Annotated in this window: 23 protein-coding genes; 11 read left to right on the forward strand and 12 right to left on the reverse strand. The window is 61.8% G+C overall.

Going from position 1 to position 26,985, the window contains the following annotated elements; translation table 11 throughout:
- Positions 1 to 15: 15 nt before the first annotated feature.
- Positions 16 to 834 (forward strand): iron uptake system protein EfeO, encoded by an 819-nt coding sequence (efeO, locus tag AC07SI_RS05365; protein WP_106804004.1) that lies wholly within the window; start codon positions 16 to 18, stop codon positions 832 to 834.
- A 45-nt stretch (positions 835 to 879) separates the two neighbouring features.
- Here efeO and AC07SI_RS05370 read toward each other — a convergent pair whose 3' ends face one another.
- Positions 880 to 4,404 carry a hypothetical protein gene (locus tag AC07SI_RS05370; protein WP_495005315.1) on the reverse strand — a complete coding sequence of 1,175 codons (3,525 nt, stop codon included), beginning with the start codon at positions 4,402 to 4,404 and terminating at the stop codon, positions 880 to 882.
- A gap of 209 nt (positions 4,405 to 4,613) precedes the next feature.
- Positions 4,614 to 5,957 (reverse strand): CDP-diacylglycerol--serine O-phosphatidyltransferase, encoded by a 1,344-nt coding sequence (gene pssA, locus AC07SI_RS05375; protein WP_120448508.1) that lies wholly within the window; start codon positions 5,955 to 5,957, stop codon positions 4,614 to 4,616.
- A gap of 125 nt (positions 5,958 to 6,082) precedes the next feature.
- On the opposite strand from pssA, the gene AC07SI_RS05380 reads away from it, so the two are divergent.
- Positions 6,083 to 6,646: a TetR/AcrR family transcriptional regulator gene (locus AC07SI_RS05380; RefSeq protein WP_065905015.1), complete on the forward strand. Its 564-nt coding sequence runs from the start codon at positions 6,083 to 6,085 to the stop codon at positions 6,644 to 6,646.
- Positions 6,647 to 6,694: 48 nt separating this feature from the next.
- Positions 6,695 to 7,174, forward strand: coding sequence for a nuclear transport factor 2 family protein (locus AC07SI_RS05385; RefSeq protein ID WP_213551490.1), 480 nt, complete (start codon positions 6,695 to 6,697; stop codon positions 7,172 to 7,174).
- Between the two features lie 126 nt (positions 7,175 to 7,300).
- On the opposite strand, the gene AC07SI_RS05390 is transcribed toward AC07SI_RS05385, so the two are convergent.
- Positions 7,301 to 8,458, reverse strand: a complete 1,158-nt coding sequence (locus AC07SI_RS05390; protein WP_120448506.1) for a PQQ-dependent sugar dehydrogenase — start codon at positions 8,456 to 8,458, stop codon at positions 7,301 to 7,303.
- A gap of 11 nt (positions 8,459 to 8,469) precedes the next feature.
- Complete coding sequence (locus tag AC07SI_RS05395) at positions 8,470 to 8,784, reverse strand: hypothetical protein (protein ID WP_495005316.1); 315 nt, start codon at positions 8,782 to 8,784, stop codon at positions 8,470 to 8,472.
- Positions 8,785 to 8,968: 184 nt separating this feature from the next.
- On the opposite strand from AC07SI_RS05395, the gene ku reads away from it, so the two are divergent.
- A complete protein-coding gene (gene ku, locus AC07SI_RS05400) occupies positions 8,969 to 9,808 on the forward strand; it encodes a non-homologous end joining protein Ku (RefSeq protein ID WP_065905007.1) in 840 nt (279 codons plus the stop codon).
- Between the two features lie 24 nt (positions 9,809 to 9,832).
- The gene (gene ligD, locus AC07SI_RS05405) at positions 9,833 to 12,343 is read left to right on the forward strand and encodes a DNA ligase D (protein WP_495005317.1); all 2,511 of its coding nucleotides are present in this window, start codon (positions 9,833 to 9,835) and stop codon (positions 12,341 to 12,343) included.
- Positions 12,344 to 12,362: 19 nt separating this feature from the next.
- Here the strand turns inward: ligD and lpxO are convergent, their stop codons facing one another.
- Positions 12,363 to 13,262, reverse strand: coding sequence for a lipid A hydroxylase LpxO (lpxO, locus tag AC07SI_RS05410; RefSeq protein WP_065905003.1), 900 nt, complete (start codon positions 13,260 to 13,262; stop codon positions 12,363 to 12,365).
- A 264-nt stretch (positions 13,263 to 13,526) separates the two neighbouring features.
- Positions 13,527 to 14,843: a Wzz/FepE/Etk N-terminal domain-containing protein gene (locus AC07SI_RS05415; protein ID WP_495005318.1), complete on the reverse strand. Its 1,317-nt coding sequence runs from the start codon at positions 14,841 to 14,843 to the stop codon at positions 13,527 to 13,529.
- A gap of 398 nt (positions 14,844 to 15,241) precedes the next feature.
- On the opposite strand from AC07SI_RS05415, the gene AC07SI_RS05420 reads away from it, so the two are divergent.
- Complete coding sequence (locus AC07SI_RS05420) at positions 15,242 to 15,628, forward strand: TIGR03067 domain-containing protein (protein ID WP_495005319.1); 387 nt, start codon at positions 15,242 to 15,244, stop codon at positions 15,626 to 15,628.
- Positions 15,629 to 15,768: 140 nt separating this feature from the next.
- Here the strand turns inward: AC07SI_RS05420 and AC07SI_RS05425 are convergent, their stop codons facing one another.
- Complete coding sequence (locus AC07SI_RS05425; RefSeq protein WP_495005320.1) at positions 15,769 to 16,581, reverse strand: class I SAM-dependent methyltransferase; 813 nt, start codon at positions 16,579 to 16,581, stop codon at positions 15,769 to 15,771.
- 155 nt (positions 16,582 to 16,736) lie between these two features.
- Between AC07SI_RS05425 and AC07SI_RS05430 the strand changes: the two genes are divergently transcribed.
- The 3 genes from AC07SI_RS05430 to AC07SI_RS05440 all read left to right on the forward strand — a co-directional run bounded on the left by AC07SI_RS05430 (position 16,737) and on the right by AC07SI_RS05440 (position 21,347).
- Entirely contained in the window at positions 16,737 to 17,975 is a 1,239-nt protein-coding gene (locus tag AC07SI_RS05430) for an MFS transporter (RefSeq protein WP_495005321.1), read from the forward strand.
- 142 nt (positions 17,976 to 18,117) lie between these two features.
- Entirely contained in the window at positions 18,118 to 19,704 is a 1,587-nt protein-coding gene (locus tag AC07SI_RS05435; protein WP_010210624.1) for an ABC-F family ATPase, read from the forward strand.
- A gap of 467 nt (positions 19,705 to 20,171) precedes the next feature.
- Positions 20,172 to 21,347 carry an MFS transporter gene (locus AC07SI_RS05440; RefSeq protein WP_120448501.1) on the forward strand — a complete coding sequence of 392 codons (1,176 nt, stop codon included), beginning with the start codon at positions 20,172 to 20,174 and terminating at the stop codon, positions 21,345 to 21,347.
- Here AC07SI_RS05440 and AC07SI_RS05445 read toward each other — a convergent pair.
- From AC07SI_RS05445 to AC07SI_RS05455, 3 genes are all read right to left on the reverse strand, one after another.
- Positions 21,341 to 22,378, reverse strand: a complete 1,038-nt coding sequence (locus AC07SI_RS05445) for an alpha/beta hydrolase family protein (protein WP_065904995.1) — start codon at positions 22,376 to 22,378, stop codon at positions 21,341 to 21,343. The genes AC07SI_RS05440 and AC07SI_RS05445 overlap by 7 nt on opposite strands.
- A gap of 229 nt (positions 22,379 to 22,607) precedes the next feature.
- On the reverse strand, positions 22,608 to 23,219 hold the full coding sequence (locus AC07SI_RS05450; RefSeq protein ID WP_065904993.1) for an FMN-dependent NADH-azoreductase: 612 nt from the start codon (positions 23,217 to 23,219) through the stop codon (positions 22,608 to 22,610).
- A 142-nt stretch (positions 23,220 to 23,361) separates the two neighbouring features.
- The gene (locus tag AC07SI_RS05455; RefSeq protein WP_495005322.1) at positions 23,362 to 24,288 is read right to left on the reverse strand and encodes an AraC family transcriptional regulator; all 927 of its coding nucleotides are present in this window, start codon (positions 24,286 to 24,288) and stop codon (positions 23,362 to 23,364) included.
- Between the two features lie 195 nt (positions 24,289 to 24,483).
- On the opposite strand from AC07SI_RS05455, the gene AC07SI_RS05460 reads away from it, so the two are divergent.
- Both AC07SI_RS05460 and AC07SI_RS05465 read left to right on the forward strand, forming a co-directional pair.
- Entirely contained in the window at positions 24,484 to 25,392 is a 909-nt protein-coding gene (locus AC07SI_RS05460; protein WP_495005323.1) for a LysR substrate-binding domain-containing protein, read from the forward strand.
- Positions 25,389 to 25,745 carry an MmcQ/YjbR family DNA-binding protein gene (locus AC07SI_RS05465; RefSeq protein ID WP_065904991.1) on the forward strand — a complete coding sequence of 119 codons (357 nt, stop codon included), beginning with the start codon at positions 25,389 to 25,391 and terminating at the stop codon, positions 25,743 to 25,745. The genes AC07SI_RS05460 and AC07SI_RS05465 overlap by 4 nt, the downstream gene beginning before the upstream one ends.
- Here AC07SI_RS05465 and AC07SI_RS05470 read toward each other — a convergent pair.
- Together AC07SI_RS05470 and AC07SI_RS05475 are read right to left on the reverse strand one after the other, a co-directional pair.
- The gene (locus AC07SI_RS05470; protein ID WP_065904990.1) at positions 25,734 to 26,117 is read right to left on the reverse strand and encodes a DUF1294 domain-containing protein; all 384 of its coding nucleotides are present in this window, start codon (positions 26,115 to 26,117) and stop codon (positions 25,734 to 25,736) included. The genes AC07SI_RS05465 and AC07SI_RS05470 overlap by 12 nt on opposite strands.
- Positions 26,114 to 26,944 (reverse strand): undecaprenyl-diphosphate phosphatase, encoded by an 831-nt coding sequence (locus AC07SI_RS05475; RefSeq protein ID WP_106804019.1) that lies wholly within the window; start codon positions 26,942 to 26,944, stop codon positions 26,114 to 26,116. Before AC07SI_RS05475 ends, AC07SI_RS05470 begins: the two co-directional genes overlap by 4 nt.
- Positions 26,945 to 26,985 lie beyond the last annotated feature (41 nt).

The following is a 26,985-nucleotide window of genomic DNA, read 5'->3' on the forward strand; positions in this document are numbered from 1 at the left end:
AGCGGAAACCGTCCCATGAAGAAGTCGACCCTCGCGTTGTCGTTGTTTATGACCCTCTCGCCGCTGGCAGCCTTCGCCGCCACGGCGCCGTTGGACCTGGTAGGCCCGGTTTCGGACTACAAGATCTACGTCACCGAAGAAATCGGCGAGCTGGTGACCCAGACCCAGGCGTTCACCGACGCCATCAACAAGGGCGACCTGGCCACCGCCAAGAAGCTCTACGCACCGACCCGTGTGCACTACGAGTCCATCGAGCCGATCGCCGAGCTGTTCAGTGACCTGGATGCCTCGATCGACTCCCGTGTCGACGACCACGAGAAAGGCGTGACGGCCGAAGACTTCACCGGTTTCCACCGCATCGAGTACGTGCTGTTCTCGCAGAACACCACCAAGGGCCTGGAGACGCTGACCGCCAAGCTCAACACCGACGTCAATGATCTCAAGACCCGCGTCGATGGCCTGACCTTCCCACCGGAAAAAGTCGTCGGCGGCGCCGCAGCGCTGCTGGAAGAAGTCGCCGCTACCAAGATCTCCGGCGAAGAAGACCGCTACAGCCACACCGACCTTTACGACTTTCAGGGCAACATCGACGGCGCGAAGAAAATCGTCGACCTGTTCCGTGGCCAGATCGAGAAGCAGGACAAGGCGTTCCTGGCCAAGGTCGACAAGAACTTCGCCACCGTGGACAAGATCCTGGCCAAGTACAAGACCAAGGACGGCGGCTTTGAAACCTACGACAAGGTCAAGGAAAACGATCGCAAGGCGCTGGTTGGCCCGGTCAACACCCTGGCCGAAGACCTGTCGACCCTGCGCGGCAAGCTGGGCCTGAACTGATCAGGCGCACCTGACCTCCCGCGCCGGGCGCGGGAGGTCGGCGGCTCAACGGGCCGGCTGGAACCCGTTCAGTGGCGTGCCGAAAGGTTTGCCACTGCGCGGGTCAATCGCATACCAGCGGCCATTGTAAGGTGCCGCGTGCACGTCCACCGCTTCATAGCGCCCAGCCCTTCCCGCTGTCGGCATGCCGCCAGATGCCTCAGTACTGCTCGCCTGCCCGGCAGCGATGAGTAAATAGGCGCGCAGCTTCTCCTCGGCCGTGACCATATGCGGCATCACCTTGCCCCACTTCAACGCGCCCCCGGCCAGCAATACAGGCAACTTCACCACCCCCTTGATCGCGGCATTGATCAACTGCGGGTAACCATCCAACGGATTCAGCGCCGCACTGCTGAACAAAGCGGACTGCCGGACGAAGTCGAACGCACGGTCGCTGAAGCTTGCTGCAGACTTTAACGGCGCCAACGTTACAGCAGCAGGCTTGAACCGCGTGGCCAGCCGACTCGGCACCAGGGCCTTGGCCGATCGGATCAGCCCACGCGCTTGCCCGCCCGCGCCAATGGCCACGCCGACAACATCCAGCGCGAGGTTAGCCAGGCCGGCACCGATATTGCCTTGCTTGAACTCCTGATACGCGCCCACGAAGGGTACGAACCCCAACAGAAATGCATGCTCGCGGGCCCGCTCTTCGCGGCGTCGCTCCAGTGGCAGCGGTTCGCTTGCGCGTTGCAACATCGACTCGGTGGATTGGTAAAAATTGTCCTGGGCAATCCTGTCGGCAATGCTTTGCGTCTTTCGTGAGGCATAAGTGTCCGGCACGTAGGATTGCGCCGTATGGTTGGCGGGCAATTCGCGCGCAGGAAACTGAGGTCCCAACCGCTCCACGATGACCGTCGAGGGCTTCACATTGGGTCCCGTCGGAGCGCCGCCGGCATAGGCCTCGAGATCGAGAGGCATCCGTGTACCGCGCACCACCGGCAAATACACAAAGCCACGCGGTGATGGATAGCGCTCACGACGAATGACGCCATCCAGCTCGATGGTCTTGGGCAAATCCGTGCGCTTGATGATCTTGCCCTGGGCGAACAGCTCGAAATACACCACCTCGGGTCCATGCTCCACACGCATCAAGGTGCCTTGTCGCGCCCTGCGCGCGAGTCTCAGCGCTGCGGTTTCGCTGTGTTCGGTCACACCGGTTTCGGCACGCAAGGTGAACAGCTCGACCTTGCCCAGTTCCAGCAACCTTCGATCATCCAGCGGCAATTCGGCCAGCATCAGCTTGAGCTTGATGGCATAGGCCTGCTGAAGCTGATCCTGATGCTGGCCGATTGAAGTCTTCAGCGCCCCGTCGAGTTCAGGCAGGCGACGAATAAGCGTGTCGAGCCGGGTGCGCGCCGCTTCGGGAATCTGCGGTGTGCTGGCGGGCTGGTAAGGTGTCCTGGTCGCAGGCGGCGATGCGGGCATGTCTTCGCCGAGCACCCATTTGCCCGGCGTGAGGTCGCCCGTCATGTAGGTTTCGACCAACGAGCGGGTGCGCGGCTCCGAGATCGGCAGGTTGCGCCGGTCCTCGGCGCTGGCCAGTTGCACACTGATGTTTTCCAGCTCGGCCGGGGTGGTGCCAGGAAACACACGCAACAGCTCCTTGACGGCCAGGGCCCTGCGCGTCGGCAGCGGCGCGCTCGCACGCGTGAAGGCGCCGGCGGCCTCTTCCCGCTGTTTGAAAAATGCCCGCGCGGCGTCCTCGATATCCGCCTGCGAGTATTCACCGTCACTGCGCTGCCTGACGCTGCCGTTCAACACCCCCCAGTCCGCGAGAATCTTCAGCGCATTGAGTTGCATCAGCGTGGCCTGCTCGTCGCTGGTGGGCGCCAGCGTGGTCAGGGCACTGACCTGTTGCTCGTTCATCCTTCTCGACGTCCCCGGCGCGTGGTGATCGGCCAGTGCGCAGCCCAGGCGCAATTCCATCCAGGCCGGGGTGCCGAGGTGCACCGATTCCGGCACATCGTGCACCAGCATTTCCGGCGCTGCCTGGGCCAGGCAGAGCTGGGTCGCCACGACCGCCAGCTTGGGGTCCAGGCCTTTGTGCTGCAGATGACGCTCGATATCACGGCGCACGGCGCTGAAACTGCGGCCCATGTTCGAGGGCTGGTAGATCGAATAACCGCCGACCTCGCCAGGCTTGCCGGGCATAACGCGGTCGACCTGCAGCTTGATCGCGGCAATCACCAACTGTTGGCGCAACACCTTGGGCAACGCCACGGCACCGCCTGGGCCGACCGGCCACTGCAGCGCGCTGGCCAGCTGTTCGGCGAATGCCAAGGCGTCCGGGCTGTCGAGCAGCCTGTCCAGGTGGCCCTGCGGATCCGCCTGCAGCGCTTGCAGCGTGACATTCGACAGTGCACGAAACTGCGTGCCGCCCAGGCGGGTACGGGCCATCGCACTCACATTTTGCCGGTCCTGCTCGGTCAGGGCGCCGGGCGTCCATGGCTGCGTGAGCAAGGCGCCGTAGTCCCCCAGGGGTGGCGGCGTCGGCAAAGAAGTGCGTAGCCAGGCAATCACATTGCGGGTTTCTTCCACGTTGCGCGGCGAGCCCAGCCCCTTCAGATCCAGCAGTTGGCGAATATCCTGACGGGGCGTCGAATACACGCTATTGCCCAACGGCACGCTGAGTGCGGTCAGCGCCTTGAGCTCCTCGCCCAATGCACGCTCTGCGTCGATGTGGTGGGTCAGGTCCAACCAGCCGCCGACCGGGCTCAGGCATTCCAGGCGGCCCTCAGACACTCGAAACAGCGCGTCCGGCCAGGTGACACCTTCGCGCTCAAGCAGGCGGGTCATGTCTGCACGCGCGACGAACTGCTGCAAGCGCTGCATGGCAGCCTCGCTGTCCCGGGGCAAGGCCGAGGCCGGTGCGACTTCGCTGGCATGGCTCGACCAGTCCGTGCGCGCTGCCGGCGGCAGATGCTCAAGCTCGGCCTCAAGGCGATCGGCCAGGTCATCGCGCTCCTCCAGTTCGCCGATCACCTGCCATGTCTGCTCAAGGGCACCTGCGTTGACGTGGCTGACCAATGGGCGCGGCAGCCATAGCGCGTCGTCTTGCCCGATAAAAGGCAGCCCCTGGTCGGTAGGGTCGAGCAGTTCGCGAAGCGGCCGCAAGGTGCGCGAAACCTCGTTCCAACCGGAGTTGTCGGTCAGGCTGAAGCGGACTGCGCTGCGCACGCCCTCATGGTCAGCATAGCCCTCGACATGGTCACGGTGGAACGTCAGGGTTGCCGGTTCAAGGCGCTGCTCGACCATCCACTGCTGCAACAGTGGGCGATTGAGCAACTGCTGGTACAGGCGCAGCGCAGGGCCCGGGCGGCTGTCCGGCGGCACCTCGACCAAGGTGTGGCCGCTGATTTCAGCGGCAGCGATGCGCTCAGCCAACTGGGCGTCGGCAGCGGCGGCACGGCCGCGATCCTGGGCGGGTAATCGCGTCCACTTGTCATCGGGTATGGACGGCTGCGCGACAGCGGCGCGCCGCCGGCGGGGGCTGGAGGGTTGAGCCCAGGCGGGCTCAGGTGCAGCAGTCACTGCGCTCGGAGGCAGCGCAGCGGGAGGAATGGGAAAAGGATTGCTCAGCGACATCAGCATAGGACAGGGCTCTCTCGGATACGGCCATAAGGACCAGGTCCGCCCATCCGTGAACGGTGAGAGCCACTGTAGGGACGCTACGCGCTAGCTGACTGTAAGCGCTATCCGATGCCCTTTACCCGTGCATTGCTGATGATTTCAGCGCGGACCTACAGGATTCGGTACAACAACCGCTCGATCCGCACGCGGCTGACGCGACGCAAAAACTTGCCCACGGCTTCCGGGTAATCCACCAGTGTCTGCAGATCCTGATAACGCTCGATCCGCGTGGTGTGCTGGAAAATCTGCGCCAGTTCGGTCCGCCGTGGGCCGAGCCACTGGCCTTGCGGGTCGTCGAGCAGCAAGGCGTTTTCCAGGTCGAGACGGAAGGCCCGTGGGTTGAGGTTGTTGCCGGTGAGCAAGGTGTAGCGCTGGTCGATCCACATGCCCTTGAGGTGGTAGGTGTTATCGCCGTCTCGCCACAGGTGCAGGTTCAATTGGCCGCTGTCGATCATCGGCTGATGGCGCTTGGCGAAACGGCGCAGGCTGATTTCATACAGGTAAGGCAGGGCCGAGATCACCTTGAATGGCTCGCTCGGCGGAATGTAGAAATCGTTGGCGGTCTTGTCGCCCACGATAATGTCGACCTTGACCCCGCGCGCCAGCGCACGGTTGATTTCCCGGGTGACCGGCAAAGGCAGGTTGAAGTACGGCGTGCAGATGGTCAGTTGATGCTGGGCGCTGGCGATCAGCTCGAGAATCACCCGGTTCAATGGGTTGTTCTTGCCCACCCCCAACAGCGGGCTGACAGACAGGTGGCCGTTGGGCAATTGTCCCGCCGTGGTGTCGTAGGCCGCGTGTTTGAGGCGGCTGCGCAGGTCGCCGATGTCGTTGCGCAGGCTGCGCGTCGTCGGCGGGTTCGGCAGGTCCAGGCGATGCACGGCCTTGGACGCCACCAAGCCATGCTCCACCAGATGTTGCATGGAGTCGGCCAGCGGTTGGCTGTGGATCAGGTGGTAACGGTCGAAGCGGTATTTGTCGAACTTGTGCAGGTACACGTTGTTGAGGCTGGCGCCGCTGTACAGCACGCTGTCGTCGATCACAAAGCCCTTGAGGTGCAACACACCGAACAGTTCGCGGGTTTGCACCGGCACGCCGTACACCGGTACTTCGCTGCTGTGGCTTTGCGTCATGGCCTGGTACCAGGCGCTGTTGCCCGGTTGTTTGCCGGCGCCGATCAGCCCGCGCTGCGCGCGCAGCCAGTCGACCACCACCACGATGTCCAATTCCGGCCGCGCCGCCTTGGCGGCGTGCAGGGCGTCGTAGATTTCCTGCCCCGCTTCGTCCTGCTGCAAATACAGCGCGACGATGTAGATACGCCGGGTGGCCCGGGGGATCTGTTCCAGCAGGCAGCGGCGGAAGGCGTCCGCGCCGGACAGCACGTCGATAGCGTCGGGAGAGAGAGGAAAACCGCGCAGTTTGGGCAACAGGGAGCGTTTGAAGAACGACGGCATAAGGCTCGCAATGGGTCGAATCCGAAGAGGCCCCGAGCTTACACCATGGGGGTGCTCAGGTCTCGTCGTCGCCGATGGAAAAAATTTAATTGACCAAGAAGAACGATCGTTCTACTGTTCGTCACATGAACGACTCACTGCGCAATGATACCCGCGACATTATCCTCGACGTCACCGAGAAGTTGATCTATCGCCATGGCATCGCCGCCACGGGCATGGACTTGCTGGTGAAAACCGCCGGGGTCTCGCGCAAAAGTATTTACCGTTACTTCGCCAATAAAGATGAACTTGTCATTGCCGCCCTGCACCGCCGCGATGAGCGTTGGATGCACTGGTTGCGCACTGAAGTGGAACGTACCGAGGGCAGCGGCGAACGCCTGCTGGCCGTGTTCAGCGCGCTTGAAACCTGGTTCGGCTCGGCGGACTTTCGCGGTTGCGCCTTTATCAATACCAGTGGCGAAACCGGCGACCCGCAAGACCCGGTCCGCCTGCTGGCCAAAGCGCACAAACAGAAACTGTTCGAGTACGTACTTGAACTGTGTGAAGCACATGGCACCCCCGACCCCGAACGGCAGGCCGCGCACTTGCTGATCCTGATCGATGGCGCCATTACCGTGGCATTGGTCATGGGCGATTCAACGGCTGCCGATAACGCGCGCTGCATGGCGCGAACGTTACTCGGGCTTTAATCCCCCAGGTCCGCCACTTTCGATCAATCCGTCCAAGGAGCTGCCCCCATGTCTTCTGCCGCAGAATCACGCCCACCGTTGCCACCGTTCACCCATGCCTCGGCCATCGAAAAGGTGCGCCTGGCTGAAGACGGCTGGAACTCCCGGGACCCGCAACGCGTGTCGCTGGCCTACACGCCGGACACCCAGTGGCGTAACCGCGCCGAGTTCGTGCACAACCGCGAGGAAGCCCAGGCTTTTCTCACACGCAAATGGGCCAAGGAGCTGGAGTATCGGCTGATCAAGGAACTGTGGGCCTTTACCGATAACCGCATCGCCGTGCGCTATGCCTATGAATGGCATGACGACTCGGGCAACTGGTACCGCTCGTACGGCAATGAAAACTGGGAATTCGACGAAAACGGCCTGATGGCCAACCGTTTTGCCTGCATCAACGACCTGCCGATCAAGGCAAGCGAGCGCAAGTTCCACTGGCCGCTGGGCCGGCGCCCGGATGAGCATCCGGGGTTATCGGAGCTTGGGTTGTAGGCTCGACGCTGCCCACCTGTGGGAGCGGGCTTGCTCGCGAAGACGATGGTTCAGCCAACATCTTTAACGACTGACGCAGCGCTTTCGCGAGCAGACCCGCTCCCACATTGGTATTTGCAGTGTCCGTCAGTCCTGGTTCAGCCCCACCCGATACAACACGCCGTTATCTTCATCCGTGAGCACATACAGGTAGCCATCCGGCCCCTGCCGCACGTCACGAATCCGCGCCTTCAAGTCGCCGAGCAAACGCTCTTCGTGGACCACCTTGTCGCCATCGAACTGCAGCCGGATCAACTCCTGGCTGACCAGTGCGCCAATAAACACGTTGTGCTGCCATGGCTTGAAGCGATCGGCATCATAGAACGCCATGCCGCTGATGCCCGGTGATTTTTCCCAGACGTGATGCGGCGGCACGGTGCCTTCCACGGTCTTGCCCTGGGCCTCGGGGATCGGTGTCAGCGAGTAATTGATGCCGTGGGTTGCCAGCGGCCAGCCGTAGTTCTTGCCGCGCTCGATGATATTGATTTCATCCCCGCCGCGCGGCCCGTGCTCGTTTTCCCAGATCGTGCCGCTCCACGGGTTGAGCGCCAGGCCCTGAGGGTTGCGCTGGCCGTAGGACCAGATTTCAGGGCGTACCCCGGCTTGGCCGACAAAGGGGTTGTCGTCCGGCACGCGGCCGTCCGGGTAGATGCGCACGACCTTGCCCTGCAGTTTGTCGAGGTCCTGGGCGGTCGGTCGATCGTTGTTTTCACCCAGGGTCACGAACAGGTAGCCATCGCGGTCAAACGCCAGGCGCGAACCGAAGTGGTTGCCGGTGGAGAGCTTCGGCTCCTGGCGCAGGATCACCTTGAAATCGGTCAAGCCGCTGAGGTCTGGCGCCAGGCGGCCACGGCCGACGGCGGTACCGGCTTTACCGTCCTTGCCGCCGCCTTCAGCGTACGAAAGATAGACCAGTCGATCCTGCTTGAAGTCCGGCGACAGCACCACATCGAGCAAGCCGCCCTGCCCCTTGGCCCACACCTGCGGCACGCCCGTCAAGGGTGCCGACAGCTTGCCGTCCGGGCTGACAAAGCGCAGGTGGCCTGGCCGCTCGGTAACCAGGAAGCCTTGCTTATCCGGCAGAAACGCCACGGCCCACGGATGGTCGAGGCCCTTGGCGATAGGGGTGGCGGTGATGCTGCCTTGTTCACTGGGGAACTGTTGGGCATCGGCCGCATACACGGCGGTCAGTGGCAGCAAAGTGGTTGCGCACAGCGCGGCTAACAGGGTTTTACGTACAAACATAAGCAGAGTCCTTACCGGCGATTGCCGTTGACATCATAGGTGGGGGCTTTGGTTTCGGTGGCCGGACGGCTCGGCGCGGCGTTGCGCTGGGGATAGCGATTGCCGATGCCACCATTTTCCAGGGTCGGGGTGCGCTGGGTCGGGCCGGTCTGGATACCCCGGGTCAACGGCGCAGTGGGCTGGGTGCCCTGCATGCTGTTGGGGTTGGCCCGGTGAATCGGGCTGTTATTGGAGTCGCTTGAGCCCGGCAGGCTTTGCGCCTGGGCCAACGGCAGCAGTGCCAGGCCCAACGCCAGCACTGCGAGGTGACGCACACAGCTGTTCATGGCAAAGCCTCTCTGGGGCGAGGGTTACGTGCTTTCGATAACACGCTACGCCTTGGGTTCGGCTTTCGACACTAAATACTTTCTCATCAGGTGTAACACGATCTGTCCGCGTATCTGGCGGGGGAAACTTTTCCCGCGACCTTCGAGTCACCAGAACACAGCCCCTGCTTAAGGAATCGTACGTATGCCACGCTCTATCTGGAAAGGTGCCATCAGCTTCGGCTTGGTACACATCCCGGTGTCACTGGTCTCCGCCACCTCCTCCCAAGGTGTGGATTTCGACTGGCTGGACAAGCGCAGCATGGACCCGGTCGGCTACAAGCGCATCAACAAGACCACCGGCAAGGAAGTCACCAAGGAGAATATCGTCAAAGGGGTGGCCTTCGAGAAAGGCCGCTATGTGGTGCTCAGTGAGGACGAGATTCGCTCGGCCCACCCCAAGTCGACCCAGACCATCGAAATCATCGCCTTCGTCGACAGCGACCAGATCCCCCTGCAGAACATCGATACGCCCTACTTCCTGGCCCCGGACAAACGCGGCGGCAAAGTCTACGCCCTGCTGCGCGAAACCCTGAAGAAAACCCGCAAGGTCGCCCTGGCCAATGTGGTGCTGCACACCAAGCAGCACCTGGCCGCGCTGATGCCCCTGGAGTCGGCGCTGGTCCTGGTGATGCTGCGTTGGCCCGCCGAAGTGCGCAGCCTGGATGAACTCGAACTCGGCAGCGACGTGACCAAGCCCAACCTGGCCAAGGGCGAGCTGGACATGGCCAAGCGCCTGGTGGAAGACATGAGCGCCGACTGGCAGCCCGAGGAATACCGCGACAGCTTCCAGGAGAAAATCATGGCACTGGTGGCGAAGAAGGCCAAGGCCGGCAAGATCGAAGATGTGGAATCCCAGGAAGGCAGCGAGGAGCGCAAGTCTGCCGACGTGATCGACCTGACGGAATTGCTCAAGCGCAGCCTGGCCGGCAAACCGGCGGCGAAAAAACCGGCCGCGAAAAAATCCACCAAAAAGGCTTCTTGAGCCTGCCATACGCTGGAGCACGCCATGGCAAAGCCTTTGAGCGAATACAACCGCAAGCGCGATTTTGAAATCACCGCCGAACCGTCAGGCAGCACGCCGACCGGCAAACGCAAGGCCTCGGCGCTGAGCTTCGTGATCCAGAAACATGCCGCGCGCAACCTGCACTATGACTTTCGCCTGGAGCTGGACGGTGTGCTGCTGAGTTGGGCGGTTCCCAAGGGCCCGAGCCTGGACCCGAGCCAGAAACGCCTGGCGGTGCACGTTGAAGATCACCCGCTCGGCTACGGCAGCTTCGAGGGCAGCATCCCCGCCGGCCAGTACGGGGCCGGCGATGTCATCGTATGGGATCGCGGCGTGTGGCAACCGCATGACGAGCCGCGCAAGGCCTACGCCGCCGGCAAGCTCAAATTCACCCTGGTCGGTGAAAAACTCTCGGGCGACTGGACGCTGGTGCGTACACGCCTCAAGGGCAGCGGCGACAAAGAACAATGGCTGCTGATCAAGGAAAAAGACCCGCAGGCGCGCCCCGCCGCCGAGTACGACATCGTTGCGGCCGAGCCTGACAGCGTACTCAGCAACGCATCCCTAGGCACTCCCAAGCCAACCGCAAAACCCAAACTCAAGGCCAAGGCCAAGGCCAAGCCGAAGAAGGCTGCAACCGCCCTCCCCGAGCAATTTTCCCCGCAGCTGGCGACATTGGTCGACCGCGCGCCCGAAGGCGACTGGCGGTATGAAATCAAGTTCGACGGCTACCGCATGCTGGCGCGCATCCGCGATGGCGAGGTGCGCTTGTTCACACGCAACGGCCACGACTGGACCGAGCGCCTGCCGCGCCAGGCCAAGGCCTTGCAAGCACTCAAGCTCAAGGACAGCTGGCTCGACGGCGAAATGGTAAGCCTGAACGGCGACGGCCTGCCGGACTTCCAGGCGTTGCAGAACGCCTTTGATGTCGGCCGCAGCCTGGATATCGTCTACTACCTGTTCGACGCGCCATTCCTCAACGGCGCGGACCAACGCGAGGCGCCGGTGGAGCAGCGCCGGGCCGCACTCAAGGCTGCGTTGTCCGGCAGCCGCAGCAAACTGCTGCGTTTCTCCGAAGCGTTCGCCGCCAACCAGCGCGATATTTTCGAGAGTGCCTGCGACCTGTCCCTGGAGGGCGTGATCGGTAAACGTGCGGGCAGCCCTTATAGCTCCAGCCGCAATGCCGACTGGATCAAGCTCAAGTGCCGGCTGCGCCAGGAGTTCGTGATTATCGGCTACACCCGACCCCAGGGTTCACGCAGCGGCTTTGGCGCCCTGCTGCTGGCCGTCAATGACGGCAGCGGCCTGGTCTATGCCGGGCGGGTCGGCACCGGCTTTGACCAGGCTGCGTTGAAAGCCATCTACGCCCAGCTCACGCCGCTGGAACGCAAGACCTCCGCATTGGAAAAACCCCTGACCAGTGCCCAGGCGCGTGGCGTGCACTGGGTGGAGCCGACATTGGTCGGAGAGGTGCAATTTGCCGAGTGGACCCGCGAAGGCGTGGTACGCCAGGCTGCGTTTGTCGGGATGCGTAGCGACAAGCCTGCGGCACAGATCATCCATGAGCAGCCGCGCGCGGCGAAATCGCTGAAAGCCCCCAAGTCCTCCAGTGCCAAAAAAACCAGCGACGGGGTGAACATTACGCACCCCGAGCGGATCATCGACACCCAAAGCGGCACGCAAAAGCAGCAACTGGCCGCGTTTTACCAGAGCATCAGCGAGTGGGTCCTGCCCTTCCTGCGCCACCGGCCCGTCTCATTGCTGAGGGCACCCGAAGGCGTCGACGGCGAGCAGTTCTTCCAGAAGCACTCGGAGCGCCTGGCCATTCCCAACATCAAGCAGCTGGACCCGTCACTGGACCCAGGCCACGCCCGCCTGATGGAAATCGACAGCCCTCGCGCGCTGCTCGGGGCCGTGCAAATGGGCACCATCGAGCTGCATACCTGGGGCGCCACCACGGACAAGATCGAGACGCCGGACCTGTTTGTGCTGGACCTCGACCCGGACCCCGCACTGCCGTGGAAAACCATGCTGGAAGCGGCGCAGCTGACCCTGTCGGTGCTTGACGAACTGGGCCTGGAGGCCTTCGTCAAGACCAGCGGCGGCAAGGGCTTGCACCTGATTGTTCCGCTGGCGCGGCGCGATGGCTGGGACACGGTGAAAGCCTTCGCCAAGGCTGTCGCGCAGTTCATGACCGCACAACTGCCAGAGCGTTTCACCGCCACCTCCGGGCCAAAGAATCGTGTCGGCAAAATCTTTATCGATTACCTGCGCAACGCGCGAGGCGCCAGTACGGTGGCGGCCTATTCCGTGCGGGCACGCCCGGGCCTGCCGGTATCGGTACCGGTGAGTCGCGAGGAGTTGAAGGGGTTGCGCGGTGCGCAGCAATGGACGGTGGCCAACCTGCAGGAACGCTTGAATAGCCTGAAGAGTGACCCGTGGGCGGGCTATGCCAATCGGCAGAAGATCACCCGCAAGATGTGGGACAAGCTGGGCGCGACACCACCGGAGTGAGTCGTGCCCTTGCCCGGTGTCAGATCAGCACGAAGATCAACGCCAGTGCAGCGAAGATCGCCCACTTTTCCAGGTAGTAGCGCGTACGGTTGCGCTTTTTCAGTTCCTTGCCGCGCAGGCGGATCTTGTACAGGCGCGTAAACGCACGGTTCAGCCCGCCGGTCTTGTCCCCATCGTCGTTGGGCGAGCCGGCGGCGGCCATCACGTTGCGGCTGAACCAGCGATTGAAGGCGGCGGCCCAGCGGTATTTCATTGGCCGCTCGATGTCGCAGAACAGGATGATGCGGTTCTGCTGCGTGGTGTTTTCGGCGTAGTGAATGTAGGTCTCGTCAAACATCACCGGCTCGCCATCGCGCCAGTAGTAATTCTCGCCATCCACATTGATGTAGCAGCCAGGATCGTTCGGCGTCTCCAGGCCCAGGTGGTAGCGGTACGACCCGGCATACGGATCACGGTGACGCACCAGTTTCGAGCCCGGTGGCAGCTCGGCGAACATGGCCGCCTTGATCGAGCCGATGCTCTGCACCAGTTCGGTGGTGCGCGGGCACAACTTCATCGCCGACGGGTGGCTGTCGCCATACCACTTCAGGTAGAAACGCTTCCAGCCAGATTTGAAAAACGAGTTGAAGCCGACGTCGTTGTATTGGTCGGAACGCTTGATTTCGCCGGCCCGCATCAGGTTCTGGCCTTCCTGGCGGATTTCCTCCCAGTGCTCCTGCAACGGGCTCAGGTCGGGAAAATCACTCGGCGACAGATACGGTCGGCTGGGCAGCTTGGAGAAGAGGTAGAGAAAGCAGTTGATCGGTGCAAGGAAGGTCGAGTGATCGCTGAGCTGACGGCCCAGCTTGTGCCGCACTCGACCGCGCAGGTGTACATACGCGATGGAGGCAACGTAGAGAACAACAATGATGAGTTTCAAGGGATTTCGTCACAAGTCAGAAGAGAACAGGCTGCTCCTGCGCGCCCACAACGGCCGAGGATGGATAGCAGCACCTGAAATCACAATTCACACAATCGGCACCAAGCCTGGTTGACAACCTGGTTCGTGGCCATTGGCAGTTATTTAGCCACAAGTTGTAACCAAAAGTTAACTAAGAATTGTGAAAAGCTGTCTTGTGAATGTGATGGGCGACGACCTCGGCGGGCAGGCTTTACAGCGCGCCCGCGAGGTGTCTGGCCCGTGCTAGCGCAGCGGGAGACGGCGATCGGCGGTCACCGAAAAAGGCCCGTTTTCACGTCGCACCTGCGCGAAGTGGGTAATCAATGCCAGCAATATACCCAGCAGCAGCCCGGCCACAACGCTAAGGGCGATAATCAACGCGCCCTTGGGTTTTATCGGGTTCAGCGGTTCCTGGGCCTGGCGGTCCACCGTCACCAATTTCAACGTACTCATGTCGATGTTGAGGCTGCGCAGCCGGGCCTCTTCTGCCCACAAGGGCTCCACGTTCTGCAGGAATATATCCTCATTCTTGCGATCGTTGAGCACCTCGACCTCACGATTCACATCAAGCATGCGCAGTTCCTTGCTGATCTCGGCGACACGACTGTTGGTGAAATCATCGTTGGTACGCCGTTGCAGTGCCTTGCGCTCAGCTTCCAGGACTTCCGTACCCATGAAATACAGTGGCAGCTTCTGGTTGGTCACCACGGTGCGCATGACCTGGCTGGATCTACCGGAAGCATCAGCGCCCATGGCCGAGGGCGCAGTGGGAGTCCGGATGCCGACAGCCCTGGCAATCGAGATCGCCTCGTCGAGTTCCGCCAGGTGACTGGTACGCTCCATCTTCAGTTGCAAGTGCAAGGCGCTGAGTTCGTCCTGCAGTCGTGCGCGCTTGACCTTATCGTCCTCCAAAAGCCTGGCGATTTTCGCCGCCTTGGCGGTTTCGTAATTGCCCCGCGCCGCGTCAATTTTGCCCTTGAGCTCATTAAGACGATTGTTGACGATCACCTTGAAATCCGCGCCCACCTGGCTGCGCTCCTGCGCAATCGCGTAGTCGACGAATCCGTTGAGAATCGCCACGCCGTCAATGCCCGTGGGGTACTGCATTTCCAGCCGGATGGAACTGTCGAGGGGGGCGGATTTTTTTGGATCCGGCAAACTCAGGTTGATGGCATTGCGATTGAACGCTTCAAAGCTCTGCTCCAGGCTTCGCCCTGGACGCTGGAACGCTTCGAACAGTGCCGGGTTAGCCCGGAAAAAACCCAGGCGGGCCTCGTAAGAGTCCAATTGCATGCCCACCTTGGCCAATGCCTCGGCGGGTGGCAGCCGGTAGACGTCAGAGCGATTCAGGGCATCCAATTCATTGATCGCTGCAGGCCGAAGCACACTGCTCACCTGGTAAACCCTCGGTGCCAGAACCGCGTAGCCTACTCCCAGAAGGCCCGCCAGAATCGTGCAACCGACGACCCGTTTCTTGTGCTTCCAGATCGCGTGAAACAGTTCAAATAGATCAATCTCGTCCGACGGTAAATGTTGATGAAGCTGGGGAGTGTTATTCAAGATTCATACACCCTGATGAGTTGAAATCCAGTGCCCAAAAAATCAAACCTGGATAACGACTGAATAAACAGGGGGCAACGTCCGGGCACACGATACACATGGCCCTCTGCCGGCAGAGGGACCACCCAATTGATTGAACCTTCACACCTGACGGCGTGACGTTTCATTTCAGTTACCCGGGTGTCATGACTGGCAGACACCCGGAGCATAGACGGTCCGTTACGAGACGTTACCCGGCGGCCAGGCAAAGTAACGCTAATTGCCTGTCGGGAAAGGAAAAATTACATTTAAACCTGAAAAATAAGACAATTCCTACACGCGGTTAAGCTTCTGGTACGCAAACCTGCCACATTGTCCCTAACGACCAGCGATTGGCCCTTCAGCAAAAAGGAATTTGTATGTCATCCATTTCAGACCCGGATTTTCTAGCCCTGCAAGGTGCCTGGGAGCAGACCTCACTCGAAGACAGCGGCGTGCTCAATCCCCCCGATGCCCACACCGCTCCAGGCGCAATCACCACGATTACCGGCGAGCACTTCGAAGTGAAGACCGTCAGTGGCGAGGTATTGCTGGCTGGACGGTTTTCCCTGGACAGCACCACGGTTCCCAAGAGCATTACCTGGGTGGACTCCATAGGAGAGGATGCCGGCAAACAATTGCCCGCCAGTTATCGCCTCGAAGGGGATGAGTTTGTGTTTATTGCCGCAGATGAAAGTATGCCCAGGCCCCTCTCGTTCAGTACTGGCCCAGGTCAAACCATGCGCACTTTCGTGCGCCGTACTTGACCCCGGTTCATCCGAACTTGCGACAGCATTTTCACAAAGCCTTCACTTGCGGGTCTATAGGGTGAAGCCTACCTACTCCAGTGAATCCCTTAGCCCGCCTCTCCTCGCGGGCTTTTTTTGGCCGGTCGGAAAGCCCCGACTCAGGGCGCACGCTTGGTCGCGGCGAGGGTAAAACACAGGGGTAATTGCGCAGGCTGGTGCTCGTACTGGTCGTAGAGTTCTTCGCGATTGGAGTGGCCGTATTCCTGCAGGTGGTTGATCTGCAGCTGCGCATCAATCGCGGCACTGACCACATCCCCCAGCGTATGCACATACCAATAGGAGGTCGGCCCGGTCACTTCGCCCTGCCCTTCATAGACAATCGACTCCTGCAGCACAAACGGCTCACGCTGGAAGTACGAATGGGCGGGCAGCAGCGGATTTTGCGCGCGGGGGTCGAACACCTCCAGGAACGGATGGGTTTCATACATCACCAGCGTGCCGCCGGGCTTCAAGGTGTCGGCGACATGGCGCATGAACAGTGCCACATCCGGCATCCAACCCAGCACACCGATGGTCACCAGGGCGATATCAAATCGCCGGTGCAGGTGGTGCGGCAACTGGTGAATATCGCTTTCGATAAATTCCGGGCTGTGCGGAGAAACCGCAGCCAACTCATGGGCCTGCTGCAAAAACGCCCGGGATTGGTCGACTCCCACTACCGAACGCGCGCCGAGGCCGAACAGTGACAGGCTTTCGCGACCGTTGTTGCAGCACAGTTGCACCACGTCCTTGCCCGCGACGCCGATGTCGTGCAGCAAGCCGGTGATGGTGGGGTCCAGGCAGGAAAAATCCGCAGCGCCGACCCGGCTGAGCAGCGCGTTCCAGGTGTCGGTGGTCCTGTGCAGGCCGGCGGATTGGTCCCAGGCATCCTTGTTAGAGGTGATCGCCTGCTGAGCTGAGGGCATGTCCATTGCGTCTCCAGATAATTGTTACAGCGAGGGACTGAAAATAAGCCAAGAGCCTGCGGATTAAAACCCCGGAAGACGTACGAAACTTAACGCAAACCTTGCAGGTCACTACGCCATGCAGTGTTCAGCCGTTGAACACCCTCTGCGAAGACCGCGCCATGGCCAAGCCCTCCGATCTGCGTAATACCCTATCCCTGGACGGCCTGAATTTCTTTCTGGCAGATGTGCGCGACGGCCTCGGTCCGTACCTGGCGATTTATCTGCTGGCGGTACACAAGTGGGACCCGGCCAGCATCGGCGTGGTCATGACGCTGGCGGGGATTGCTGCGCTGATCACTCAAGGCCCGGCGGGCGCACTGATTGATCGCACGCGCAGTAAACGTGCGGTGATTGCAGTGGCGGCGATTTTGGTGACGGTCAGTTGCCTGCTGCTGCCATTTGTCAGTTCTTTCAGCCTGGTGGCCGTTACACAGGCGGCCAGCGCCATTGCTGCCTCGGTCTTCGCCCCCGCCATCTCTGCCATCTCTCTGGGAATCACCGGGCCGCGCGCCTTTACTCGCCGCACCGGGCGCAACGAGACCTTCAATCATGCCGGCAATGCCGTGGCCGCGTTACTGGCCGGGGGCCTGGCGTATCTGTTTGGTCCGGTGGTGGTGTTTTACCTGATGGGGTTTATGGCGGCGGCCAGTATCGTTGCGGTCAGTTGCGTCTCGGCGAAGGCGATCGACCATGAGGTCGCCCGTGGTTTCGACCCGGCCCACTCCAATGACCACGAACAGCCGTCCGGCATTAGCGTGTTGTTGGCCAACCGCCCCCTGCTGGTGTTTGCCATTTGCTGTGCGCTGTTTCACCTGGCGAATGCCGCCATGCTGCCGTTGGTCAGCCAGAAGCTGGCGCAAATCAACCTGCAGATGGCCACGCCACTGACGTCGGCCTGCATCGTCGCGGCGCAATTGGTGATGGTGCCGATGGCCTGGCTGGTGGGCCTCAAGGCCGATGTGTGGGGACGCAAGCCGCTGCTGCTCGCCGGTTTCCTGATTCTGCCCTTGCGCGCAATGCTCTATACGCTGTCCAACGACCCCTACTGGCTGGTGGCAGTGCAAATGCTCGATGGCATCGGCGCAGGGATCTTCGGCGCGCTGTTCCCGGTGATCGTCAAGGACCTGACCCAGGGTACCGGACGCTTCAACGTCAGCCTGGGCGCGCTGTCGACTGTTTTTGGACTGGGCGCGGCATTGAGCAGCAGCCTGGCCGGCCTGGTGGTGCAACAGGCTGGCTACAACGCGGCGTTCCTGACCCTCGCGGGCGTGGCTGCGGTGGCCTTGGCGCTGGTCTGGCTGGCGATGCCGGAGACCTTGGTGAAAGCATCTTTCGCCTGCCATACAACTGTCGCCTGACATATGCGACAATGCGCGCCAAATTCCAACACACATCCCCCATTTTTTGCTCAGCGACCGGGTTTCGCGCCTTGATGTCGCTGTTGATGCATGCCTGAAGGCTCCTGCCGCCACGCTCGCAACCCATTGATAGGTAAAGTAATTGATCTCCACAGCTAACATCACCATGCAGTTCGGCGCCAAGCCGCTCTTCGAGAACGTTTCGGTCAAGTTCGGCGCCGGCAACCGGTATGGTCTGATCGGTGCCAACGGTTGCGGCAAGTCGACCTTCATGAAAATCCTCGGTGGCGACCTCGATCCGTCGGGCGGCCAGGTCATGCTGGAGCCGAATGTTCGCCTGGGTAAACTGCGCCAGGACCAGTTCGCCTACGAAGAATTCACCGTACTCGACACTGTGATCATGGGCCACGAGGAACTGTGGAAGGTCAAGGCCGAGCGTGATCGCATCTACTCGCTGCCGGAAATGAGCGAAGAAGACGGCATGGCCGTGGCCGAGCTGGAAACCGAGTTCGCCGAGATGGACGGCTACACCGCCGAATCCCGCGCCGGCGAACTGCTGCTGGGCCTGGGCATTCCCCTGGAACAGCATTTCGGCCCGATGAGCGAAGTGTCGCCCGGCTGGAAACTGCGCGTGCTGCTGGCCCAGGCGCTGTTCTCCGATCCTGAAGTGCTGTTGCTCGACGAACCGACCAACCACCTGGACATCAACACCATCCGCTGGCTGGAAAACATCCTGACCCAGCGCTCCAGCCTGATGATCATCATCTCTCACGACCGTCACTTCCTGAACAGCGTGTGCACCCACATGGCTGACCTGGACTACGGCGAGTTGCGCCTGTTCCCGGGCAACTACGACGAGTACATGACCGTGGCGACCCAGTCCCGCGAGCAACTGCTGTCGGACAACGCCAAGAAGAAAGCGCAGATCTCCGAACTGCAATCGTTCGTCAGCCGCTTCTCGGCCAACGCCTCGAAAGCCAAGCAGGCCACCTCGCGTGCCAAGGCGATCGACAAGATCCAGCTGGCCGAGGTCAAGCCTTCGAGCCGCGTGAGCCCGTTCATCCGTTTCGAGCAGAACAAAAAACTGCACCGCCAGGCGGTCATCGTCGAGCGCATGGCCAAGGGTTTCGACGGCAAGCCGCTGTTCAAGGACTTCAGCTTCCAGGTTGAAGCCGGCGAGCGCGTGGCGATCATCGGCCCGAACGGTATCGGCAAAACCACCCTGCTGCGCACCCTGGTCAACGAACTGACCCCGGATGCCGGTAGCATCAAGTGGACCGACGCCGCGGAACTGGGCTACTACGCCCAGGACCACGCGCATGACTTCGAAGACGACGTCACCCTGTTCGACTGGATGGGCCAGTGGACGCAAGGCGAACAGATGATCCGTGGCACCTTGGGTCGCATGCTGTTCTCCAACGACGAGATCCAGAAGTCGGTCAAGGTGATTTCCGGTGGTGAGCAAGGCCGCATGCTGTTCGGCAAGCTGATCCTGCAAAAGCCGAACGTGCTGATCATGGACGAACCGACCAACCACTTGGACATGGAATCCATCGAAGCGCTGAACCTGGCGCTGGAGAACTACCCGGGCACGCTGATCTTCGTCAGCCACGACCGCGAGTTCGTATCGTCCCTGGCCACCCGCATCATCGAGTTGAGCGCCACCGGCGTGATCGACTTCAGCGGCACCTACGATGACTACCTGCGCAGCCAAGGCGTGGTGTTCTAAATCGCGTCGTTGTGGTGAGCAGGCTTGCTGTGACTTGCAAGCCTGCTGTGACTGACAGGCCTATTGTCGCTGACAGACTTATTGTGGTGAGCAGGCTTGCCCTGCGTTGGGCTGCGAAGCAGCCCTAAATTCAAACACCGCGCTCTGTCTGGCAGAACGCGGTGCTTTTTATAGGGGCTGCTTCGCAGCCCAACGCAGGGCAAGCCTGCTCGCCACAATAAGCTTGCTCACCTCAAATAAGCTTGCTGACCTCAAATAAACTTGCTCACCTCAAATAAGCCTGCCACCTCAAATAAGCTTGCTCACCACAAATAGGCCTGCACACTGCAATAAGCCTGCACACTACCAATAAGCTTGCTCACCAAAATCAAAGCCCCACTCCACTTCAAACAAAGTAGTTAGCCTGCTTCCTTTTCCCCCTGCCCCTTGCCATCATGCCCTCACCGCCCGCCCGCGAATGAGTGACCATGTCTGACGCCGCCCCCAGTTCCCTGTCGATCACCCTGCAGATCGTCTCGATTGTCTTCTACACCTTCATCGCGTTCATCTGCATCGGCCTGCCGATTGCGGTCATTCCTGGTTATGTGCACGAGCAACTGGGATTCAGCGCAGTAGTGGCCGGCGTGACCATTGGCTCGCAGTACCTGGCCACCCTGCTCAGCCGCCCCATGGCCGGGCGCATGTCCGACAACGTCGGCACCAAGCGCGCGATCGTACTGGGCCTGGCGGGCATTCTGCTCAGTGGTGTGCTGACGTTTTTCGCCACGCTGGCAGAAAGCCTGCCCAACTTGAGCCTGGCCATCCTGATTGCTGCCCGGCTGCTGCTGGGTGTGGCCCAGGGCCTGATCGGCGTGGGCACCATCAGTTGGTGCATGGGCGCGGTGGGCGCCGAACACACCGCGCGTTCGATTTCCTGGAACGGTATTGCGTCCTACGGCGCCATCGCCATCGGCGCACCGCTGGGGGTGGTGATGGTCGCCGACTATGGCTACAGCAGCCTGGGCATCGCCCTGACGGTACTGGCGGCATTGGGCCTGGTGCTGATCCGCAACAAGCCCTCGGTGCCGGTGGTGCGTGGCGAGCGCCTGCCGTTCTGGGCTGTGTTCGGGCGCATCGCGCCGTTTGGTGCGAGCCTGTGCCTGGCGTCGATCGGCTACGGCACGCTGACCACGTTTATTACCCTGTATTACCTCAACCGCGGTTGGGCCGGCGCGGCGTACTGCCTCACGGTCTTTGGCGTGTGCTTTATCCTGTCGCGGCTGGTGTTCATCTCGGCGATCAGCCGCTTCGGCGGCTTTCGCGCGGCCATTGCCTGCATGACCATCGAGACCGTGGGCCTCACGCTACTGTGGCTGGCACCCTCCACTGGCGTGGCCTTAATCGGTGCCGGGCTGACCGGTTTCGGCTTGTCGCTGGTGTACCCGGCGCTCGGCGTGGAAGCCATCAAGCAAGTGCCCAACAGCAGCCGGGGCGCGGGTTTGAGTGCCTATGCGGTGTTTTTCGACCTGGCCCTGGCGATTGCCGGGCCACTGATGGGCGCCGTGGCGCTGAACCTCGGCTACGGCTGGATTTTCTTCTGCGCAGCGCTGCTGTCGGTCACCGCCCTGGGCTTGACGGTGTCGCTCAAGCGTCGCGCTTACTGATCGGCAGTCTGCAACCCGGCGCGGGTGGATTGGCCGAGGGTGTGGCCGAAAAAGCGCCCGGCCTCGGAGATCAGGTCACGGTGGATGCCTTCGCGGTCGACGCCATCGGCATCGGTGCAGATCGCCGGCATCGCCGCCAATTGATCGCTGTCGCACGGCGCCATGAACACAAAATGCCCGGCCCCGGCCAGCAGCTTGAAGTCCGGCGGCTCCGGCAGCTTGCGCGCCAGGGCCGCGGCGTTCTTGTCCACGGCTACCAGCTTGTCGCCGTCGCCGCTGTAGAGCAACACCGGCACATGCACATCAGCCAACGTCTGGCGGCCGAACATCAAGCTCAGCGGCGCCATCAGCATCAAGGCATGGATACGCGGGTCGGATTGCGGTTGCAGGTCGTCACGGTCAACCACCAGCTCACCTTTGGTGGTGCAGGCGTCGCGGTCTTCCGGGCGCTCCTGGCAATAGCGGCGCAGGCGGTCGAAATCCGGCTTGGCCCCCGCCAGGATCAACGCAGTTTCACCCCCAGCCGAATAGCCGATGACCCCGACCTGATTGACGTTGACGAACGGCGACAGCATCGGGTCGCCCAGGGTGGCGGTGATGGCTTCGGAAATCTGGATCGGCCGGCCATACAGGTTGCTCACGGTGCCAAGGCGGCTGTGGTCCTTGTAGTTGTCACCCGGGTGCAGCACCGCCACCACTACAAAGCCTTTGCGCGCCAGCGAGGTGGCCAGGTCATGCAGGGCCAGTGGCGTACCGGTGTTGCCATGGGACAGCATCAACATCGGGAAACGCCCGATGGCGATCTTCGCATCTTCAGTGGCCGCGACATGGTAGGCGCCCAACTGCGTGGTGTGCTCAAGCCCGGTGGAGGGGTAGAAGGCGACGGCTTTCATCGGCTGCAGGTCGAGCGGGTCGAGAAACGTCATGCGGTGGAAGCCCACACTCCAGTGCGGGTGCGGCGCAGGCGCGGCGTGCACTGAAATCAGGCCGCCCAGCAGGAAAAGAACCATAACAGCACAAAGACGCATCATGAGGATGTCCACCTTTGCTGCATTAAAACCGGCATGTCTGATTGAAAAGTCCATGGTTCAAGGTACTCGCACCGGGTGGTAAACCCATGTGTGCATAACCTGGGCCAAAGTAAAGACAGCGGGCAAACGAAAAAACTCCGTACTCCGGTCGTTTTCAGGCGGCCAGAATACAGAGTTTAGGCGCCCCGCTTCAGATTGAAACGGGGCAGGGGCGAAATTTACACAAGCCTTACGCGGCGGCGAACAACTGTTGGTTGATCTGTGCGTTGGCGTCGCTCAAGGACTTGCTGCGCACTTCGTCACCGTAGGCCAGGCCTTCGGCGCGTACGACTTCGATGTCAGTGATGCCAAGGAAGCCAAACAGCAATTTCAGGTAGCCTTCATGGGCGGCGCCCGACGCCTGGCCAGCATGCAGGCCGCCGGCGGTGGACACGATGATGACTTTCTTGTTGCCGCACAGGCCTTCCGGGCCGGCTTCGGTGTAGCGGAAGGTCTGGCCGGCGACCGCGATACGGTCGATCCAGGCTTTCAACTGGGTTGGAATGGTGAAGTTGTACATCGGCGCACCGATCACCACGGCGTCGGCGGCGAGGAACTCGGCCAGCGACGAGGCGCTCAGTTCGGCCTCGTGCTTTTGCGCGGCGTCGCGCAGTTCGGCGGCGGTGCCCAGGGCGCCCAGGGTCGCGCCGGAGAAGTGGTTGATGCCTTCGCTGGCCAGGTCGCGGTAGGTCACTTCCACACCGGGCTCGGCCGCTTGCCAGGCCTTGACCACACCAGCGCTGAGCTGACGGGAAGCCGAGTTGTCGCCGAGGATGCTGGAATCGATATGCAACAGTTTCATGCGGGATCTCCAAGTGAGGATCGCGACAGGGCGATCAAGTGAGGTTGATCCTACAGGTGAAGCCAATGATCGATTAGAGGGTTGAAATGCGACTGTTCGTCTCGTCAGCGGGACAGTGCACTGTCTCAAGCCCGCTTCACACTCAATGGGACGACACGTAGATCGACGCCGACGCAGGCGCGGGCAGCGCATACGTCCGCTTCATCCACTGGATCTCCTCCTGCGGCGTGCGGCCGAAGAAGCGCTTGAACTCGCGACTGAACTGCGAGGCGCTTTCATAGCCGACCTGGGTGCTGGCCGTGGCCGCGGTGATATCGCTGCGCAGCATCAGCAGGCGCGCCTGGTGCAAGCGCGTGGACTTGAGGTACTGCATCGGCGAAGTGTCGGTGACGGTGCGAAAATGCGCGTGAAAACTCGGCACGCTCATCATCGCTTCCCTGGCCAGCGCCTCCACGTCCAGGTGCTGGTGATAACACCCATGGATCTTGCGAATCGCCCGCGCGACCTTGCCGAACTGCCCCTGGCGATTCAGCGCGGCGCGCATCGAACCGCCCTGCTCCCCCGTGAGGATCCGGTAATAGATCTCGCGCACCAGCGCGGGCCCAAGGATATGCGCCTCCATCGGCACACTCATGGCCTCGAGAAAGCGCAGCAGCGACGCGCTGAGCAGCTCATCCATCGGCGAGGAGTACATGCCCCTGGGCTTGGCTTCATCCAGCCTCGGGAAGTCATCCAGCGCCAGCATCAACTCCGCCGCCAGGGTGAAATCCAGGCGCAGGTATACCGCGAGCATTGGCGCTTGTTCAGTGGCCTCGGTTTCCATGGTGAACGGCACCGGCACTGACACCACCAGGTAGTGCTGGGCGTCGTACACGTAGATGTCCTCGCCGAGGTAACCGCGCTTGCGCCCTTGGCACACGATCACGATGCCCGGATCGTAGAGCACCGGCACGCGGTGCAATGGGCGGTTGGAACGCAGGAAGCGCACGTCATCGAGTGCGGTCAGGTTATAGCCTTCGACAGGCGCCAGGCGGCCCATCAACTCGATGATTCTTTCGGTGCGGCCCATGCTGGCTGGCTCCAGAGCAAAAACACACGGTATCGCGCCAGACCGGCTGACGCTACGCCCTGATAGGAATAGGCAATCAGTACAGTGGATCCGTGCAAAAAAACCAGCGTTCAACTGCTGCTGGCTTTTTTCGGGGTGGATTTGCCTCGCGCAGACGCGGATGATTCGTCCCATCGACAGGACAATAGGCCGACCATGCAAGACCTCAACGACCTCTACTATTTCGCCAAAGTCGTCGAAGCCGGTGGCTTTGCGGCCGCCGGGCGGCTGTTGGGGATTCCCAAGTCGCGCCTGTCCCGGCGCATTGCCGAGCTGGAAGAACGCCTCGGCGCGCGCCTGCTGCAGCGCACCACCCGCCAATTGACCCTGACCGCCGTCGGCGAGCGCTACCTGCGCCATTGCCAGGCCATGCTGCTGGAAGCGGAAATGGCCGATGAGGCCGTCGCCAGCATGTCCAGCGAACCGCGCGGGCGCTTGCGGGTGAGTTGCCCGGTGGGCATGGCCCAGCACATTCTGCCGGAACTGGTGGCCGGGTTTCTGGCCGCCCACCCGCTGGTCCAGCTGGAAATGACCCTGGTCAACCGCCGCGTCGACCTGGTCGCCGAAGGCATCGACGTGGCCCTGCGCGTGCGCGAACTCGGTGACGAGGACCCGCTGCTGGTGACCAAGCGCCTGCGCCAGGCCCAGACCGTGCTGGTCGCCAGCCCCGCCCTGATGCTCGGGCGCCAGGTCACTACCCTCGACGACCTCAAGCAGTTGCCGATACTCGGCGCGCTGGAGGCGGATCGCCTGGTACACCAGCGCATCCTCGACCCCGAGGGCAACCCGCACGAGCTGGCGATGGAAGCCCGGCTGGGCATCGACGACTTCATTGTGCGCAAAGCCAGCGCGATCATGGGCCTGGGCTTTACCGTGCTGCCGATGATGTACTGCGAAGAAGAACTGGCCAGCGGCCGCCTGGTGCAACTGCTGCCGCAATGGTCCCTGCCGGGGGGATGGCTGCAGGCCGTGTACCCGCATCGACGCGGCGTGCTGCCGGCCATTCGCGCCTGGATCGATTACCTCGAGGAAGGGTTCAAAGGCTGTGGAGATCGTTTGCTATGAAGATGACCGAAGCCCACGTCGCAGATTTCTGCCTGAGCCTGCCCGGCGCGCGGGAAGACTACAAATGGGGTGGCGTGCGGGTGTTCTCGATTGCCGGCAACAAGATGTTTGCCCTGCAGAACCTGCGCGGTGACTCGTTGGCGTTCAAGGTCGACAAGGAGCTGTTCCTTGGCCATGTCGACCGCCCGGGCATTCACCCGGCGCCGTATTTGGCGCGGGCGCAGTGGATCATCATGAACACGCCCTACCCGCTGGGCGCCGAGGAACTGCGCGGCTTGTTGCAGCGTTCCCACCAGTTGGTGGTGAGCAAGCTGCCCAAGCGCACGCAGATCGGTTTGTTGCTAGAGGACTGAAACCAGCGTGCCGCCGAGGAACAACTGGTCGAGCCAGAACACCTGGTGCAGCAACACGATCACCCAGAACAGCACCTGGTACGACACCTTGCGGGTCTTGTGGCGAAACACCTGCTGCGCGATCAGCGCCCCCGGCCAGCCGCCCGCCAGTTCCACCGCGTGGAGGATGTTTTCCGGGGTGCGCCAGCCGTCGGTACGCGCCTTGCGCTTGTCGCTCCAGTAGAGGAAAAACGCGATCACGCTGACCACGCCATACGCCACCAGCGGGATCAGCGTTTCACCGCGTAGCCACACCAGTACCGAGCCCAACCCGGGCGCCGCGCACAGCAGCACGAAGATCAGCGCCTTCAGGCGCGGGTGCTGGATCATCATGCCTTGGCGGCCGCCCAGTCGATCCAGCCGAACTGCCAGGTCGCCAGGATCAGCAGGCCGAACGCAATGCGGTACCAGGCAAACGCCGCATAACTGTGGCTGGCGATGAACTTGAGCAGGCCCTTGACCGCGATCATCGCGAAGATGAACGAGGTGACAAAGCCGATCGCAAATACCGGCAGGTCAGCCGGCTGGAACAGGTCGCGGTACTTATAGCCCGAATACACCGCCGCACCGACCATGGTCGGCATCGCCAGGAAGAACGAGAACTCGGTGGCGGTCTTGCGCGACAGGCCGAACAGCAACCCACCGATGATGGTCGAGCCCGAGCGCGAGGTGCCCGGAATCATCGCCAGGCACTGCGCAAACCCAACCTTCAGCGCGTCTTTCCAGGTGATCTCGTCCACGCTTTCGGCGTGCACTTCATGCTGGCGCCGTTCGGCCCACAACATGATGATGCCGCCCACCACCAGGGCCGTGGCCACGGTAATCGGGTTGAACAGGTAGTGGTGGATCAAGTCGGCAAAGATCACCCCGAGCACCACCGCCGGCAGAAACGCGATCAACAGGTTGATCGTGAAGCGCTGGGCGTTGCGCTGGGTCGGCAGGCCGGTGACCACGTCGAGGATCTTGCGGCGAAACTCCCAGACCACCGCGAGGATCGCGCCGAGCTGGATGATGATGTTGAACGCCATGGCGCGTTCGCCGCCGAAGTCGAGCAGGTCGGCGACGATAATCTGGTGGCCGGTGCTGGAGATCGGCAAGAACTCCGTCAGCCCCTCCACCACGCCGAGAATCAATGCCTGTGCGGCGGTCCACAAATCCATACTTCCCCCAAAGGTCATGCTCAGTCGCATGCCTGGTTTAT

This window comes from Pseudomonas sp. GW821-FHT05D12, assembly GCF_059419825.1.

What these genes read in the sequence shown, in the direction of transcription:
- efeO (WP_106804004.1), top strand. Translation starts at nt 16, where the DNA reads ATGAAGAAGTCGACCCTCGCGTTGTCGTTGTTTATGACCCTCTCGCCG.
- pssA (WP_120448508.1), bottom strand. Translation starts at nt 5,957, where the DNA reads ATGCCGTCGTTCTTCAAACGCTCCCTGTTGCCCAAACTGCGCGGTTTT.
- AC07SI_RS05380 (WP_065905015.1), top strand. Translation starts at nt 6,083, where the DNA reads ATGAACGACTCACTGCGCAATGATACCCGCGACATTATCCTCGACGTC.
- AC07SI_RS05385 (WP_213551490.1), top strand. Translation starts at nt 6,695, where the DNA reads ATGTCTTCTGCCGCAGAATCACGCCCACCGTTGCCACCGTTCACCCAT.
- AC07SI_RS05390 (WP_120448506.1), bottom strand. Translation starts at nt 8,458, where the DNA reads ATGTTTGTACGTAAAACCCTGTTAGCCGCGCTGTGCGCAACCACTTTG.
- AC07SI_RS05395 (WP_495005316.1), bottom strand. Translation starts at nt 8,784, where the DNA reads ATGAACAGCTGTGTGCGTCACCTCGCAGTGCTGGCGTTGGGCCTGGCA.
- ku (WP_065905007.1), top strand. Translation starts at nt 8,969, where the DNA reads ATGCCACGCTCTATCTGGAAAGGTGCCATCAGCTTCGGCTTGGTACAC.
- ligD (WP_495005317.1), top strand. Translation starts at nt 9,833, where the DNA reads ATGGCAAAGCCTTTGAGCGAATACAACCGCAAGCGCGATTTTGAAATC.
- AC07SI_RS05420 (WP_495005319.1), top strand. Translation starts at nt 15,242, where the DNA reads ATGTCATCCATTTCAGACCCGGATTTTCTAGCCCTGCAAGGTGCCTGG.
- AC07SI_RS05425 (WP_495005320.1), bottom strand. Translation starts at nt 16,581, where the DNA reads ATGGACATGCCCTCAGCTCAGCAGGCGATCACCTCTAACAAGGATGCC.
- AC07SI_RS05430 (WP_495005321.1), top strand. Translation starts at nt 16,737, where the DNA reads ATGGCCAAGCCCTCCGATCTGCGTAATACCCTATCCCTGGACGGCCTG.
- AC07SI_RS05440 (WP_120448501.1), top strand. Translation starts at nt 20,172, where the DNA reads ATGTCTGACGCCGCCCCCAGTTCCCTGTCGATCACCCTGCAGATCGTC.
- AC07SI_RS05445 (WP_065904995.1), bottom strand. Translation starts at nt 22,378, where the DNA reads ATGATGCGTCTTTGTGCTGTTATGGTTCTTTTCCTGCTGGGCGGCCTG.
- AC07SI_RS05450 (WP_065904993.1), bottom strand. Translation starts at nt 23,219, where the DNA reads ATGAAACTGTTGCATATCGATTCCAGCATCCTCGGCGACAACTCGGCT.
- AC07SI_RS05455 (WP_495005322.1), bottom strand. Translation starts at nt 24,288, where the DNA reads ATGGGCCGCACCGAAAGAATCATCGAGTTGATGGGCCGCCTGGCGCCT.
- AC07SI_RS05460 (WP_495005323.1), top strand. Translation starts at nt 24,484, where the DNA reads ATGCAAGACCTCAACGACCTCTACTATTTCGCCAAAGTCGTCGAAGCC.
- AC07SI_RS05465 (WP_065904991.1), top strand. Translation starts at nt 25,389, where the DNA reads ATGAAGATGACCGAAGCCCACGTCGCAGATTTCTGCCTGAGCCTGCCC.
- AC07SI_RS05470 (WP_065904990.1), bottom strand. Translation starts at nt 26,117, where the DNA reads ATGATGATCCAGCACCCGCGCCTGAAGGCGCTGATCTTCGTGCTGCTG.
- AC07SI_RS05475 (WP_106804019.1), bottom strand. Translation starts at nt 26,944, where the DNA reads ATGGATTTGTGGACCGCCGCACAGGCATTGATTCTCGGCGTGGTGGAG.